This window comes from Acidisphaera sp. L21 (genome assembly GCF_009765685.1).
Classification (GTDB): Bacteria; Pseudomonadota; Alphaproteobacteria; order Acetobacterales; family Acetobacteraceae; genus LMUY01.
Map to the genome: position 1 here is coordinate 21,862 of NZ_LMUY01000079.1, position 13,077 is coordinate 34,938.

Genomic DNA, 13,077 nt, shown 5'->3' on the forward strand with positions numbered 1-13,077 from the left:
GGACGGCGGGGGAGGCGAGTTGGCCGCCATTGTCGGACGCCACGGGGGCTTTCGTGGTTCCTGCGGCGGCACCGGCCGCGGCGGGGGCCGTGGCGGAGGAGGCGCCGGCATTCGGGGCGGCGGGTACGGCGGCCGCCGCGTCGGTCACCGCGGGCAGCGGCTCCGGGTTCTTGGACAGGGTATGCAGATAGTTGATGACGTCGGCGCGCTGCTTGTCGTTGCTGATGCCGGCGAAGCCCATCTTGGTGCCTGGCGCGTAGGCGGCTGGCTTGCGCAGCCACTCGTTCAGCTCATCGAACGTCCAGGGGCCCTGCTTGCTCTTGATGGCGGTGGAGTAGCTGAAACCCTCCATGTGGCCATGCGGGCCGCCGACGACGCCATATAGGTTTGGGCCGACGCCCGCCTTGCCGCCATCATTGAAGGTGTGGCAGGCGACGCATAGCTTCTTGGTGTCGGCCTCGCCAGCCGATGGATCGGAGGCGGCGAGTAGCGGCGCGATTGGCGGCAATGGAGCATCGGCGGGGGCACCACCGCCGGCGCTGTCCGCAGCTGGGGCACCCTCGATCTTGATCGCGCTCTCTTTCAGCCGGGTAGGGTGGACCAGTGTCTCACCAATCAGGCCGGCCACCATAAAGGTGATCCCGGCGACCAGAACGGCGGATACTGCCTTGTTGACTTCCAAGCTGCCGGCCATGCGACGTTATTCTCCCCGCTTCGGATGCCATAATCACCGCCTTCACGGCGCCAATCGGCACGGCACCTTACTGGAAGGCAGCGCGATGCGGCAATGCACGCGCCGCCCATTTCTCACCGTACGGGCGCGGGTTTCTCACGTGCGACCTTCGCCTGGGCATATTCCTTGTCTAAAACCAGTTCGAACATCAGCAGCGAGCGCCCTGTGGCGATGTATTCGGCCTCAAAATCGAATCGCGTGTCGTCTGGATTGCCATCGAGGTTCGTGTCGATCAGGCATACCCAGGCCAGCCCGCCCGGCACGGTCGGCAGGGTGATGGGCACGCCATCGTGGTAGGAATTCATCACCACCAGCACCGTCGCGTCCGCCCCGCGGCGGCGAATGCCGGAGACTTGGGCCCGGCCATCCAGCAGGATGCCGACGCAGCGCGTATTGTCGTCGTCCCAGGATTCCTGGTCCATCTCCTCCCCGGTCGGTTTCAACCAGGTCACGTCCTTGATCCCCAACTCCTCGTTCCACTCCGCTGTCAGGAAGCGGGAGCGGTGGAGGATTGGGAGGCGCCGGCGCAGGGCCGTCAGGTGCGAGACGAAGCGGACGAGGTGGTTGCCCTTCTCGCCGAGATCCCAGTTTAGCCAGCTAATCTCGTTGTCCTGGCAATAGGCGTTGTTATTGCCGTTCTGGGTGCGGCCGAATTCGTCACCAGCCAGCAGCATCGGCGTCCCGCGCGATAATAATAATGTGGCCAGCATATTCTTGATTTGGCGTTCGCGTAGGCCGTTGATCGCGACGTCATCCGTCGGGCCTTCGGCGCCGCAATTCCAGCTCTCGTTATTGCTGTTCCCGTCCTTGTTGTCTTCGCCATTGGCCTCGTTGTGCTTCTCGTTATACGAGGCCCAGTCGTTCAGCGTGAATCCGTCATGGGCTGTCAGAAAGTTGACCGAGGACCAGGCGGGCCGGCCGCGATGGTTGAAGAAGTCGCTGCTGCCGGTGAATCGGGTGGCCAAATCCTTGACCTTACCCTCGTCGCCCTTCCAATAGGCGCGGACGTTGTCGCGGTAGCGGTCGTTCCATTCCGCCCAGCCCGGTGGGAAGCCGCCGACCTGGTAGCCGCCGGGGCCGCAATCCCATGGTTCGGTGATCATCTTCACCTGGCTGAGCACCGGGTCCTGGCCGACGGCGCGCAAAAAGCCGCTTTCCTGGTCGAAGCCGTAGGTCTCGCGGGCGAGAATGGTGCCGAGGTCGAAGCGGAAGCCATCGACATGCATCTCCGTCACCCAATAGCGCAGGCTGTCCATCACCATCTGGATCACCCGGGCGTTGGACAGGTTGACCGTGTTTCCGGTGCCGGTGTCATTGATGTAGTAGCGCTTCTGGTCGGGCAGCAGCCGATAATAGCTGGCGTTATCGATGCCCTTGAAGGACAGGGTCGGGCCCTTCTCATTGCCCTCGCAGGTGTGATTGTAGACGACGTCCAGGATGATCTCGAGCCCGGCGGCGTGGAAGCGGCTCACCATTTCCTTGAACTCGGAGAAGGCGAAGTCAGGCACGGCGGCGTAGCGGCGGCTTGGGGCGAAGAAGGAAAGGGTGGAGTAGCCCCAATAGTTCACCAGGCCCTTTTCGCCCAGGTAGCTGTCATCGGCGAACATGTGGATCGGCAGCAACTCGACGCTGGTGACGCCCAGGCGCTTGATATACTGCACGACCTCCCCGTTCGCGAGGCCGCGGAAGGTGCCGCGCAATTCCTCCGGCACCGCCGGGTGCAGCTTGGTGAAGCCCTTCACGTGGGTTTCGTAGAGCACCGTCGAGTCCCAGGGCACACGCGGGGCGCGGTCGTCGCCCCAGGTGAAGGCAGGGTCTATGACGCGGGCCTTGGGCATGAACCTGGCGCTGTCACGCTCGTCATAGGTGGTGTCTTCCTCGCCCATGACGTAGCCGAACAGCTCCGGCGCCCAGGTGATCTGGCCGACGACACCCTTGGCATACGGGTCCAAGACCAGCTTGTTGGGGTTGAAGCGGTGGCCGTTCTCCGGCTCGTAGGGGCCGTGGACGCGGTAGCCGTAGACGGTGCCCGGGCGCGCATCGGGCAGGAAGCCGTGGAAGATCTCGTTGGTGTATTCCGGGAGGGCGACCCGGCCGATCTCGGTCTCGCCGCTATCGTCGAAGATGCACAGCTCCACCTTGGTCGCGTTGGCGGAGAAAAGGGCGAAGTTCACTCCCAACCCGGTCCAGGTCGCACCTTGTGGGAATGGGCGACCTTCCTCGATCCGGAAGCCACTTGCCTGACTCATAAGAATATCCTGATGGAAATGCCGGGCTTCAAGCGCATGGCGAGCCGAAGGGTTCCCTGCGGAGTGGCCGGAAGCGGCGCCGTCCGGTAGCTTGTACGGATAGGGGAGGGCCGGCGAATGCCTCGCACGATGTTCGACAAGATTTGGGACAGCCATAGCATCGCGGATTTGGGTGATGGTTGGGCGCTGCTGCACATCGACCGGCATTTGCTGCACGATCTGTCCGGTTCCCGCGCGCTGCAGGAGATCGAGGATCGGGAGTTGCCGGTGCGCAACCCGGAATTGGCCTTCGCCACGCCTGACCACGCGGTGTCCAGCGCCCCCGGCCGCACCGCGGCGACGTTCGGACCCGGTGAGAAACTGCTGATTGGGCTGCGTAGCCGGTCGGCCGAGCATGGGATCCGGTTCTTCGATCTGGGGCAGGACGGCCATGGCATCGTCCACGTGATGGCGCCGGAACTGGCTATCGTGCTGCCGGGGCTGACGCTGATCTGCGGCGACAGCCACACCTGCACCAATGGCGGAGTGGGGGCGCTGGCGTTCGGCGTCGGCTCGTCGGAGCTGGTGCATGCGCTGGCGACGCAGACGCTGCGGCAGCGCCGGCCCAAGACGATGCGCGTGTCGTTCGAGGGCGCAACCGGACCCGGGGTGACGCCGAAGGACATGGTGCTGCACCTGATCGGCCGGCTGGGGGCGGCGGCCGGCACCGGGTTCGCGGTGGAATATGCCGGCCCGGCGGTGCGCGCACTGCCGGTGGAGGGGCGGCTGACGCTGTGCAACCTGTCGATCGAACTGGGCGCCAAGATGGGCTTCATCGCGCCCGACGATGCCACCTTCGACTATCTGCGTGGGCGGCACTATGCGCCGCAAGGTGCGGCATTCGACGCTGCAATCGCCCAATGGCGCAGATTGCCCAGCGACCCCGGCGCCGTGTTCGACCGGGAGGTGGTGATCGACGCGGCCGATATCGCCCCCACCATCACCTGGGGCACCAGTCCGGAGCATGCGATCGGGATTGGCGAGTGCGTCCCCAACCCGGCGAACGCGCCGGACGCCGCGCGGCAGACGGCGTGGCGCAGCGCGTTGGACTATATGGGGCTGGAACCCGGCCGCCCGATCGCTGGGACGAAGGTGGATTGGGTGTTCGTCGGATCGTGCACGAACGGCCGCATGTCCGATCTGCGCGCCGCCGCTGCCATCGTTCGCGGCCGGCATGTCGCACCTGGCGTCACCGCCTGGGTGGTACCCGGGTCCCAGCGCGTCAAGCAAGAGGCTGAGGCGGAGGGCCTGGACCGCCTGTTCCTGGACGCCGGGTTCGCGTGGCGGGAGCCGGGGTGCAGCATGTGCGTGGCGGCGAATGGGGAGCGTGTGCCGCCGGGCATGCGGTCGGTCTCCACCTCCAACCGTAATTTCGTCGGGCGGCAGGGGCCGGGGGCGCGGACGCACCTGGCCAGCCCGGCCATGGCCGCCGCGGCGGCGGTGACGGGTGTCATCACCGATGTGAGGAGCCTGTGATGCAGGCATTTACGACCGTCTCCGGCGCGGCGGCGCCGCTGATGCGCGACAATATCGACACGGACATGATTATCCGGATCGAGCGGATGACGGGCACCACGCGCGATTCGATGGGGCAGTGGGCGCTGGAGGCGCTGCGTTACCGGCCCGATGGATCGGACAATCCGGACTTCGTGCTGAACCAGCCGGCGTTTCGCGATGCGCCGATCCTGGTTGCCGGCGCCAATTTCGGCTGCGGCTCGTCACGCGAGGCCGCGGTGTGGGCGCTGATGGGCGCCGGGTTGCGTTGCGTGATCGCGCCATCCTTCGGCGACATCTTCTTCAATAACTGCTTCCAGAACGGGATGCTGCCGGTGCGCCTGCCGTCCGACGATATCGCAAGGCTGGCCGATGCCTGCGCCGGCGGCAATGCACGGGTGAGCGTGGATCTGCATCGCCAGGTGGTGGTGTTCCCGCACGGCGAGGAAGTGCGGTTCGAGATCGAGCCACTGCGCCGCGATGCCCTGCTGGAAGGGCTGGATGAAATCGGCCTGACCTTGAAGCACGCCGAGGCGATCGCAGCATTTCAAGCGGCAGACCGCATCGCCCGGCCATTTGTATGGCAGCCCGGCGCGTAGCAGGATGCGACTCGGCGAGTTGGCCCATGACCCGGCACAGGAACCATGATGATCGACCTTAGGACGACCCTTCTGGCGCGGCAGGTGATCGCGCCCGGCATCTACGACGCGCTGACCGCCGCCATGGCCGCATCGGCCGGGTTCGAGGCGCTGTACGTCTCCGGCGCGGCCATCGCCTATACGCGGCTGGGGCGACCGGATATCGGCCTGGTGGCAATGACCGAGGTGGTGGAGGTGGTGGCGCTGATCCGCGACCGGGTGGACCTGCCGTTGGTGGTGGATGCGGATAACGGCTACGGCAACGCGCTGAACGTGCAGCGCACGGTGCGCATGTTCGAGCGTGCGGGTGCCACTGCGATCCAGTTGGAAGACCAGACGCTGCCGAAGCGCTGCGGCCATTTGCGCGACAAGACGGTGATCCCGGCGGCGGAGATGGTGGGCAAGATCCGCGCCGCGGTCGATGCCGGCGTCAACCAATCCACCCTGATCATCGCACGGACCGACGCCGCGGCCATGGAAGGGGTGAGCGCCGCGATCGATCGCGCCGCGCAGTATGTGGAGGCCGGGGCGGACGTGTTGTTCGTGGAGGCACCGCAGAGCCGCGAGGAGCTGGCCGCGGTAGGCAAGGCGCTGGCCGGGTCCGCCCCGTTGGTCGCCAACATGGTGGATGGCGGCGACACACCCCCGCTGCCCGCGGCGGAGCTGGATGGGCTGGGATTTCGGCTGGTGATCTTCCCCGGGGGAATCGTGCGCAGCCTGTTGCGCACGATGGCGGATTACTATGGCACGCTCGCGGCGCATCGCAGTAACCTGCCCTTCGCCGACCGGATGCTGAACTTCCAGCAGATGAACGAGTTGCTGGGCACGCCGGAGATACTGGCGTTAGGCAAGACCTACGGTGCGTGACACGGCCCTGCTGCTGGTAGATCTGCAGAACGACTTCGTGCATCCGGATGGCGCCTATGGCCGGGTTGGTTGCGTGGCGGCGGAGGTGGCAGCGCTTCCTGCGCGGCTGGCGCCCCTGGCCACGCGGATGCGCGCGGCGGGGGGATGGGTGGTGGCGACGCAATTCACCCTGGTGCCGGCGCGGGATGGGGAGCCGCTGATCTCCCCGCATTTGCTGGCGATGCGGCCGTTTCTCCGCAAGGGCGACTTCCTGCCTGGCGCCTGGGGGCATCGGGTGTTGGACGAGTTGGGTGCGGTGGACCTGGCGGTGGAGAAGATCGCCTACAACGCGTTCTACATGACGCGGCTGGAATGGGTGCTGCGACGCTGCGGGATCGCCCGGCTGATCGTCGGCGGCATCGTGACCAATGGCGGCATCGCGTCGACGGTGCGGGATGCGCATGTGCGGGATATGGACGTCACCGTGCTGCAGGATGGCTGCGCCGCACCGACGCCGGAGATGCACGACACCGCCATTGCGGCGCTGCGCCCGGTGGCGAAGATTGCAACCATCGCTGAGACGTTGCTAGCGCTGCAGTAGCGTCGCTGGCTGCGGCGTTTCCCAGCCCAGCCGTTCCAGTTCGGGCCGGTCGGCCGCCGCCGTGGGATAGCCGAGGCATAGATAGCCGATGAACATCCATCCCGCCGGCACGTCCAGCGCCGCGACAACCACCGCCGGGTCCAGGATCGACACCCAGCCAAGCCCCAAGCCCTGGGCCCGCGCTGCCAACCACAGCGTATGGATGGCGAGCACGGCGGAGTAGGCCGTGGTTTCCGGCATGGTATCCCGCCCCAGGCCGCCGCCCTGCTGCGGGTCGGGGTCGGCAAACACGGCCAGGTGGCATGGCGCGTCGTCCAACCCGGCCAGCTTCAGCCGGGCATAGAGCGCGGCGCGGTCCTGCCGGGCTAGCGCTTCGGCATTGCAGGCCGAAAAATTCTGGCGGATCGCCGCGCGCCGGGCGGGGTCATCGACGGTGACGAACCGCCACGGCTGGCTCAGCCCCACCGAAGGCGCGAGGGCGGCCACATCCAGCAATTGCCGCACCAGGCCCGGGGGCAGCGCGTCGGTGCGGAAGTGCCGCACATCGCGCCGCCATTGGAACAATTGCAGCAGCGTGGCGCGAAACGCATCGTCGAACTCTGGCATAGCGCCCGCTACGTCGCCTGCACCCGGCCCGGCGTGGCAGAGGGCATTTCCGCCGTCGTCTTGGCCCAGACGCTATTGGGGCCGGACAGCAAGAGGGCGATGCAGCCGGTCCACCCGGTTTGATGCGCCGCGCCCAGTCCGCGGCCGGTGTCGCCGTGGAAATATTCGTGGAACAGGATGTGGTCGCGAAACTCCGGATCCGCCTGCGAGACCGCATCATCGCCCAGGAAGGGTCGCCGCCCATCCGCACCACGCACGAACAACGACTTCAGTCGCGTGGCCAACATGGTGGCGACGTCTTTCAACGACAGCATCTGGCCGGAGCCGACCGGACACTCCACCTGGAAATCGTCGCCGTAGTAGCGGTGGAATTCCCGCAGGCTGTCCACCAGCAGGATGTTGACCGGCATCCAGATCGGCCCGCGCCAGTTGGAGTTGCCGCCGAATGCGTGGGACACGCCCTCGCCAGGTTCGTAGCCGATGCTGAATTTCGCGCCGCCGACCTCCAGCACATAAGGATTCGCCTCATGGTATTTGGAGAGCGCCCGTACGCCGTGTTGCGACAGGAACTCCGACTCATCCAGCATTTGCCGCAGCAGCATCTTCATGCGGTGGCCGCGCAGCAGCGACAACAAATGCCGCTCGCCGGTGCCAGTGTCCGTCCAGCGGGAAATGAGCGCCGCCAGATCCGGCCGATGGTCCAGGAAATATTGCAGCCGCTCGCTGAAGGCGGGCAGGGCCTGGAAGGCGCGGCTGCCGATGACTTCGACGGCGAATAGCGGGATCAACCCGACGATGGAGCGGACGCGCAACGGGATCGCCTGGCCGTCGGGCAGATGCAGCACGTCGTAGAAAAACTGGTCCTGTTCGTCCCACAAGCCGATGCCGCCGGCCTTGGTCATCGCCTCTGCGATGTAGAGGAAATGCTCGAAGAATTTGGTCGCCATGTCCTCGTAGGCATCATCCTCGATCGCCAGTTCCAGGGCGATGCGCATCATGTTCAGAGTGAACATCGCCATCCAGGCCGTGCCGTCCGACTGGTCGATCATGCCGCCGGTGGGGAGCGGGTGGGACCGGTCGAAGATGGTGATGTTGTCCAGGCCGAGGAAGCCGCCCTGGAACAGATTGCGCCCGCTCTCATCCTTGCGGTTGACCCACCAGGTGAAATTCAGCAGCAGTTTGTGGAACGCCATTTCCAGGAATTTGCGGTCGGCCACGCCCGTCAGCGCACGGTCCATCTGGAAGACGCGCAGCACGGCCCAACCATGCACTGGTGGGTTCACATCGCCGAACGCCCATTCGTAGGCCGGGAGTTGGCCGTTGGGGTGCATGTAGCGCTCGCGCATTAGCAGCAGCAGCTGGGCCTTGGCGAAGGCCGGGTCGATCAGCGCGAAGGTGACGGTGTGGAAGGCCAGGTCCCAGGCGGCATACCAGGGGTATTCCCAGGTATCCGGCATGGAAATGACGTCCGCATTGTCCAGGTGGCGCCAATCCGCATTGCGGCCGGTCTTGCGTTCCTCCGGGGGGGCGGGTTGGCCGGGGTCGCCATCCAGCCAGCGCCGGACGTCCAGGGCGTAGAATTGCTTGGACCATAGCATGCCGGCCAGGGCCTGGCGGTGGACCGCGCGCTCATCGGCGTCGGCGATGTCGCGCTGGACGACGGCGTAGAAGGCGTCGGCTTCCTCCCGCCGCGCATCCATCACGGAGTCGAACCAGGTGAAGGCGTCGCCGGTGGAATCTGCCGGGCGTAGGCGCAACCGAAGCTGCGCCTGGCCGCCGGCTGGCACCTCGACGCGGACCCGGGCGGCGCATTTGGTGCCGCGCCGCAACGAGTTCACCGCGTCGCGCTTGCCGTTGACGACGTAATCGTTGATCCCGTCCTTGAACGGGCCGGGCAGCGCCCCGCCATAGATGCGGTTGTAATTGGTCTCGTTTTCGCAGAACAGCCATTCGGCGCCGGGTGCATCGACCTCGCACACGCGAACCCGCGCCAGGGCGGGATGGGTCGCGCGCACGGTGTTGCCGTCCAGCACCATTTGCGGCTTGGGCCGGCCCGGCACCCAGGTCCAGGTGTTGCGCGACCAGAACTGCGGCAGGATGTGCAGCGGCGCCATGTCCGGGCCGCGGTTGTGCACGGTGATCAGCATCAGGATGTCGTCGGTGGAGGCCTTGGCGTATTCGACCTCGACATCGAAATAGCGTTGTTCGTGGAAGACGCCGGTGTCGATGACCTCGAACTCCCGGGCGTCGGTGCCGCGGGCTTTGTTTTCCGCGACCAGCCGCTCGTAGGGGAAGGCGGCGTGGGGGTATTTGTAGAGCATCTTCATGTACGAGTGCGTCGGCGTACCGTCGACGTAATAGTACAGTTCCTTGACGTCTTCGCCGTGATTGCCTTGCTCGTTGGTCAAGCCGAACAGGCGCTCCTTCAGGATGGCATCCTGTTCGTTCCATAGGCCCAGGCTCAGGCACCAGCGCAGCTTGTCGTCGGCGAATCCGGCCAGCCCGTCCTCGCCCCAGCGATAGGCGCGGCTGCGGGCCTGGTCGTGCGGCAGGTAATCCCATGCGGTGCCGCCGGGGCTATAGTCTTCCCGCACGGTGCCCCATTGCCGCTCGCTGAGGTATGGCCCCCAGCGGCGCCACCCCTCGCCACGCTGGGTCGCCACCAGTCGCAGGCCCTCGGCGGTTTCGAACAGTGGGTCAGCGTCCATTGGATACTCCAAGCATGGCTTCGATGCGGATCAGTTCGCCCAGCGACCACGCCTGGAATGGGCAGCCCCCAGGCGTATGGGGAGCCTCCCCATCGGCGACTTCTGACACATGGCCCAGTCCCGCGGTGTGAAGATGCGCTTGCAGCGGCGGTAAAAACCGGGCGCGTGCCTCCGCCCGGGCTTCCGCCGTGTTGCCCCGGCTGGCCAGCCAGGCGGCGACGAAGGGGCCCATCAGCCAGGGCCAGACGGTGCCCTGGTGATAGGCGGTGTCCCGCTCCGCCGGGCTGCCGCGGAAATAGGGGCGGTACTCCGGGTCGTCCGGCGCCAGGGTGCGCAGGCCGAGCGGGGTCAGCAACGATCTCTCTGCCAGGGCGACCACGCCGGTGATCTGGCGCGGCGTTAGCACCGGGATGGGCAGGCCGCCGGCCGCCAGCACCTGGTTCGGCCGGATTTTCGTGTCGCGCGCGCCGGGTATGCCGTCGGCGTCCAGCACGTCGATCAGCCCGCCGGTGGCGCGGTCGGGGAAGAGGGCGATGACGCTGTCGCGGGCGCGCAATGCGGCACTGACCCAATGGTCGCCGCCGGGCCAGCGGCCGCCGATTGCCAGCGCGTTCACCCATAGCGCCTGGAGTTCCACCGGTTTGCCGATGCGAGGGGTGACAACGTGGTCGCCGATTTTCGCGTCCATCCAGGTCACCTGCACACCGGGCACGCCGGCCCGTAGCAGGCCGTCCGCCGGGTCGGGCTTGATGCCGAACCGCGTGCCGTCGGTGTAGCCTTCCAGGATGTCGGTCGCCGCGGCCCGCAGACGGGCCGTTACCGCGCGGGACGCACCGCCTGCCTCGATGAGTTCGTGAACCGTAACGATGAACCACAGCGAGGCGTCGGCCGAGTTGTATTCGGGTGGCGCGGCGCCGTCCGGGAAGCGGTTGGGCAGCATCCCCTCGCTGACATGGTCGCACCAGGCGAGCAGGATCTCCGCTGCCTCCTGCAGCCGTCCGCGGGCCAGTAGCAGGCCGCGCAGGGCGATGAAGGTGTCGCGGCCCCAGGCGGTGAACCATGGGAAACCGGCCAGGATGCTGCGATCCGCCGTGAGATAGGCATCGGCGGCCACGTCGTATGGCGGCCGGGCCCGGCGCACCCGTTCCGGTGCGTCGAGGGCGGCGATCGGTGTGGTGCCGGGCGCGCCGGCGCGGAGCACCAGCGTGGCCTGGGTGGTGGTTTCCCACAGGAAGCTGCCGGGGCAGGCAAGATCCTCGCCGTCATCGAGCCCGCGTGCCAAATCGGCGGCGTAGCTGAAGCGGCGATACCAGTCGCGGCCGTCCTGCCAGGTGAAGTCGCCGCGGGCGGTCGTGGCGGGGATGTCGGGGTAGGGGCGCCAGGCTAGCGTCTCGCCGTCCTGGTGGGTTGTGAAGTCGAATGCCGGGTTTTCGTGGTGCAGTGCGTGGTAGTCGCGGCCGGATAGCAGGGGGCGCGCCGTCAGCCGTACGGGCCGGTCCGCCGACCAGCGCAACACCACCTCCTGCGTGGCGCGGCAGACGACGATATCCTGCCGGATGGTGCCGCCGCCGGGGAGGGGGAAGGTCCAACTGGGCCATGGCGCGGGCGTGAAGGCGGCGATCTGCCAGCGACCGTCCGGGAAGACCGAGCCGCCCTGGTAGCCCTGGCTGCTGAGCGCAACGCGGCCGGAGGCGGTTTCTGCAAACACCTCCATCCCGTTCACCAGAACGAACCGCCCGGCCGATGTGCTGGCCAGCAACAGGGCGTGATAGCGCCGGGTCCGGACCAGCCCTGCCGTGCCGGATGCGAACCCACCCGCGCCGTCCGCCTCCAGCCACTCCGCATCCAGATCCATGCCTGCCCCGAGTTATGAAACGACAAGATGCGCCCCCGCACGCGCCGCGGGAAGCCGGGGTGGTGGCCGCGCCCTTGAACTCCCCCCTTGGAGCGCTACGGTGTCGCCGCTGATCAAGGAGGTGACCATGGCGGACATAGAAAGCAGCAGCGAAGACCTGCTGTACACGGTTGAGGACGGCATTGGCCGCGTCACCTTCAACCGACCGCAGGCGCGCAACGCGATGAAATTCGCGATGTACGACCGGCTTGCCCAGATTTGCGACGAGGTGGGCGAGGACCCGACCATGCGTGCGCTCGTGCTGACGGGGGCGGGGGACAAGGCGTTCGCGTCTGGCACCGACATCTCCCAGTTCCGCGAGTTCAAGACGCCGGAGGACGCGCTGGAGTATGAGGCGCGGATCGACCGCGTTCTGGTGGCGTTGGAGCGGTGCAAGATCCCGACCATCGCGGCAATTGCCGGCGCCTGTACCGGTGGCGGCGCCGGGATGGCGGCGGCTTGCGACCTGCGAGTGGCGACCAAGGCATCCCGTTTCGGTTTCCCGGTGGGGCGCACGCTCGGCAACTGCCTGTCGATCTCCAATTACACCCGCCTGGCCGCGCTGGTTGGCCCGGCGGCGGTGAAGGACATGGTGTTCACCGCCCGGCTGCTGGGCGCGGACGAGGCCAAGCAGGTGGGGTTCATCGGCGAGGTGGTGGAGGACCGCGAGGCGCTGGACACGCGGGTCGACGAACTGGCGAAGACGGTTGCCAGCATGGCCCCGCTGACCCTGCGCGCCACCAAGGAAGCGCTCTATCGCATCCGCGAAAAGTCGCGCCCGGACGAGGGGCAGGACCTGGTGATCATGTGCTACATGAGCAACGATTTCCGCGAGGGCATGGACGCGTTCCTGACCAAGCGCACCCCGACCTGGACCGGCACATGAGTGCCGCGCTGAAGCCCGTGGTGGAGGAGGGTGTCCCAACCCTCGCCATCGACGGCACCATCGCGACCATCCAGCTCAACCGTCCGTCCGTCCATAACCGGATGGACCCGGAAGACCTGCTGGAACTGCGCCACCTGCTGGGTGTGGTGCAGGCGGACCCGGCGATCCGCGTGCTGTTGCTGACGGGGACGGGCAAGTCGTTCTCCTCCGGCTTCAACATCGGCAAGCTGAGCGGCGATGAGGGCGACCGTGGCGGCGACGGCTCGTTCGACAAGGTGGTGGATCTGGTGGAGCAATTCCCCATCGTCACCATCTGCGCGCTGAACGGCGGCGTGTATGGCGGTTCGACCGACCTGGCGCTGGCCTGCGACTTTCGTATCGGG

At 66.8% G+C, this 13,077-nt stretch carries 11 protein-coding genes; 6 read left to right on the top strand and 5 right to left on the bottom strand.

Going from position 1 to position 13,077, the window contains the following annotated elements; translation table 11 throughout:
* On the bottom strand, positions 1-694 hold a 694-nt coding region (locus tag GSQ76_RS16285; protein WP_158745123.1), incomplete at its 3' end, for a cytochrome c family protein.
* A 113-nt stretch (positions 695-807) separates the two neighbouring features.
* Positions 808-2,982: a glycogen debranching protein GlgX gene (glgX, locus tag GSQ76_RS16290; RefSeq protein WP_158745125.1), complete on the bottom strand. Its 2,175-nt coding sequence runs from the start codon at positions 2,980-2,982 to the stop codon at positions 808-810.
* 117 nt (positions 2,983-3,099) lie between these two features.
* On the opposite strand from glgX, the gene leuC reads away from it, so the two are divergent.
* From leuC to GSQ76_RS16310, 4 genes are read left to right on the top strand one after another with little or no spacing between them, the layout of a single operon-like run.
* The gene (leuC, locus tag GSQ76_RS16295; RefSeq protein ID WP_158745127.1) at positions 3,100-4,497 is read left to right on the top strand and encodes a 3-isopropylmalate dehydratase large subunit; all 1,398 of its coding nucleotides are present in this window, start codon (positions 3,100-3,102) and stop codon (positions 4,495-4,497) included.
* Complete coding sequence (gene leuD / locus GSQ76_RS16300; RefSeq protein ID WP_158745129.1) at positions 4,497-5,114, top strand: 3-isopropylmalate dehydratase small subunit; 618 nt, start codon at positions 4,497-4,499, stop codon at positions 5,112-5,114. Before leuC ends, leuD begins: the two co-directional genes overlap by 1 nt.
* Positions 5,115-5,162: 48 nt before the next feature.
* On the top strand, positions 5,163-6,020 hold the full coding sequence (locus GSQ76_RS16305; RefSeq protein ID WP_216851093.1) for an oxaloacetate decarboxylase: 858 nt from the start codon (positions 5,163-5,165) through the stop codon (positions 6,018-6,020).
* Positions 6,013-6,600, top strand: a complete 588-nt coding sequence (locus GSQ76_RS16310) for a cysteine hydrolase family protein (RefSeq protein ID WP_158745131.1) — start codon at positions 6,013-6,015, stop codon at positions 6,598-6,600. Before GSQ76_RS16305 ends, GSQ76_RS16310 begins: the two co-directional genes overlap by 8 nt.
* Here the strand turns inward: GSQ76_RS16310 and bluB are convergent.
* The 3 genes from bluB to GSQ76_RS16325 are packed head-to-tail and all read right to left on the bottom strand — an operon-like array spanning position 6,586 to position 11,769.
* Positions 6,586-7,206 (bottom strand): 5,6-dimethylbenzimidazole synthase, encoded by a 621-nt coding sequence (gene bluB, locus GSQ76_RS16315; protein ID WP_158745133.1) that lies wholly within the window; start codon positions 7,204-7,206, stop codon positions 6,586-6,588. The two genes, GSQ76_RS16310 and bluB, sit on opposite strands and share 15 nt — an antisense overlap.
* A gap of 8 nt (positions 7,207-7,214) precedes the next feature.
* Positions 7,215-9,914, bottom strand: coding sequence for an MGH1-like glycoside hydrolase domain-containing protein (locus GSQ76_RS16320; RefSeq protein WP_158745134.1), 2,700 nt, complete (start codon positions 9,912-9,914; stop codon positions 7,215-7,217).
* Entirely contained in the window at positions 9,904-11,769 is a 1,866-nt protein-coding gene (locus GSQ76_RS16325) for an amylo-alpha-1,6-glucosidase (RefSeq protein ID WP_158745136.1), read from the bottom strand. The genes GSQ76_RS16320 and GSQ76_RS16325 overlap by 11 nt, the downstream gene beginning before the upstream one ends.
* Positions 11,770-11,896: 127 nt before the next feature.
* Between GSQ76_RS16325 and GSQ76_RS16330 the strand changes: the two genes are divergently transcribed.
* Entirely contained in the window at positions 11,897-12,694 is a 798-nt protein-coding gene (locus GSQ76_RS16330) for an enoyl-CoA hydratase/isomerase family protein (protein ID WP_158745173.1), read from the top strand.
* Positions 12,691-13,077: enoyl-CoA hydratase/isomerase family protein (locus GSQ76_RS31885; RefSeq protein ID WP_254070446.1), on the top strand; the 387-nt coding region annotated here is incomplete at its 3' end. The genes GSQ76_RS16330 and GSQ76_RS31885, both read left to right, overlap by 4 nt.

Coding starts and splice junctions, on each gene's coding strand:
- glgX (WP_158745125.1), bottom strand. CDS start 2,982: ATGAGTCAGGCAAGTGGCTTCCGGATCGAGGAAGGTCGCCCATTCCCA.
- leuC (WP_158745127.1), top strand. CDS start 3,100: ATGCCTCGCACGATGTTCGACAAGATTTGGGACAGCCATAGCATCGCG.
- leuD (WP_158745129.1), top strand. CDS start 4,497: ATGCAGGCATTTACGACCGTCTCCGGCGCGGCGGCGCCGCTGATGCGC.
- GSQ76_RS16305 (WP_216851093.1), top strand. CDS start 5,163: ATGATCGACCTTAGGACGACCCTTCTGGCGCGGCAGGTGATCGCGCCC.
- bluB (WP_158745133.1), bottom strand. CDS start 7,206: ATGCCAGAGTTCGACGATGCGTTTCGCGCCACGCTGCTGCAATTGTTC.
- GSQ76_RS16320 (WP_158745134.1), bottom strand. CDS start 9,914: ATGGACGCTGACCCACTGTTCGAAACCGCCGAGGGCCTGCGACTGGTG.
- GSQ76_RS16325 (WP_158745136.1), bottom strand. CDS start 11,769: ATGGATCTGGATGCGGAGTGGCTGGAGGCGGACGGCGCGGGTGGGTTC.
- GSQ76_RS16330 (WP_158745173.1), top strand. CDS start 11,897: ATGGCGGACATAGAAAGCAGCAGCGAAGACCTGCTGTACACGGTTGAG.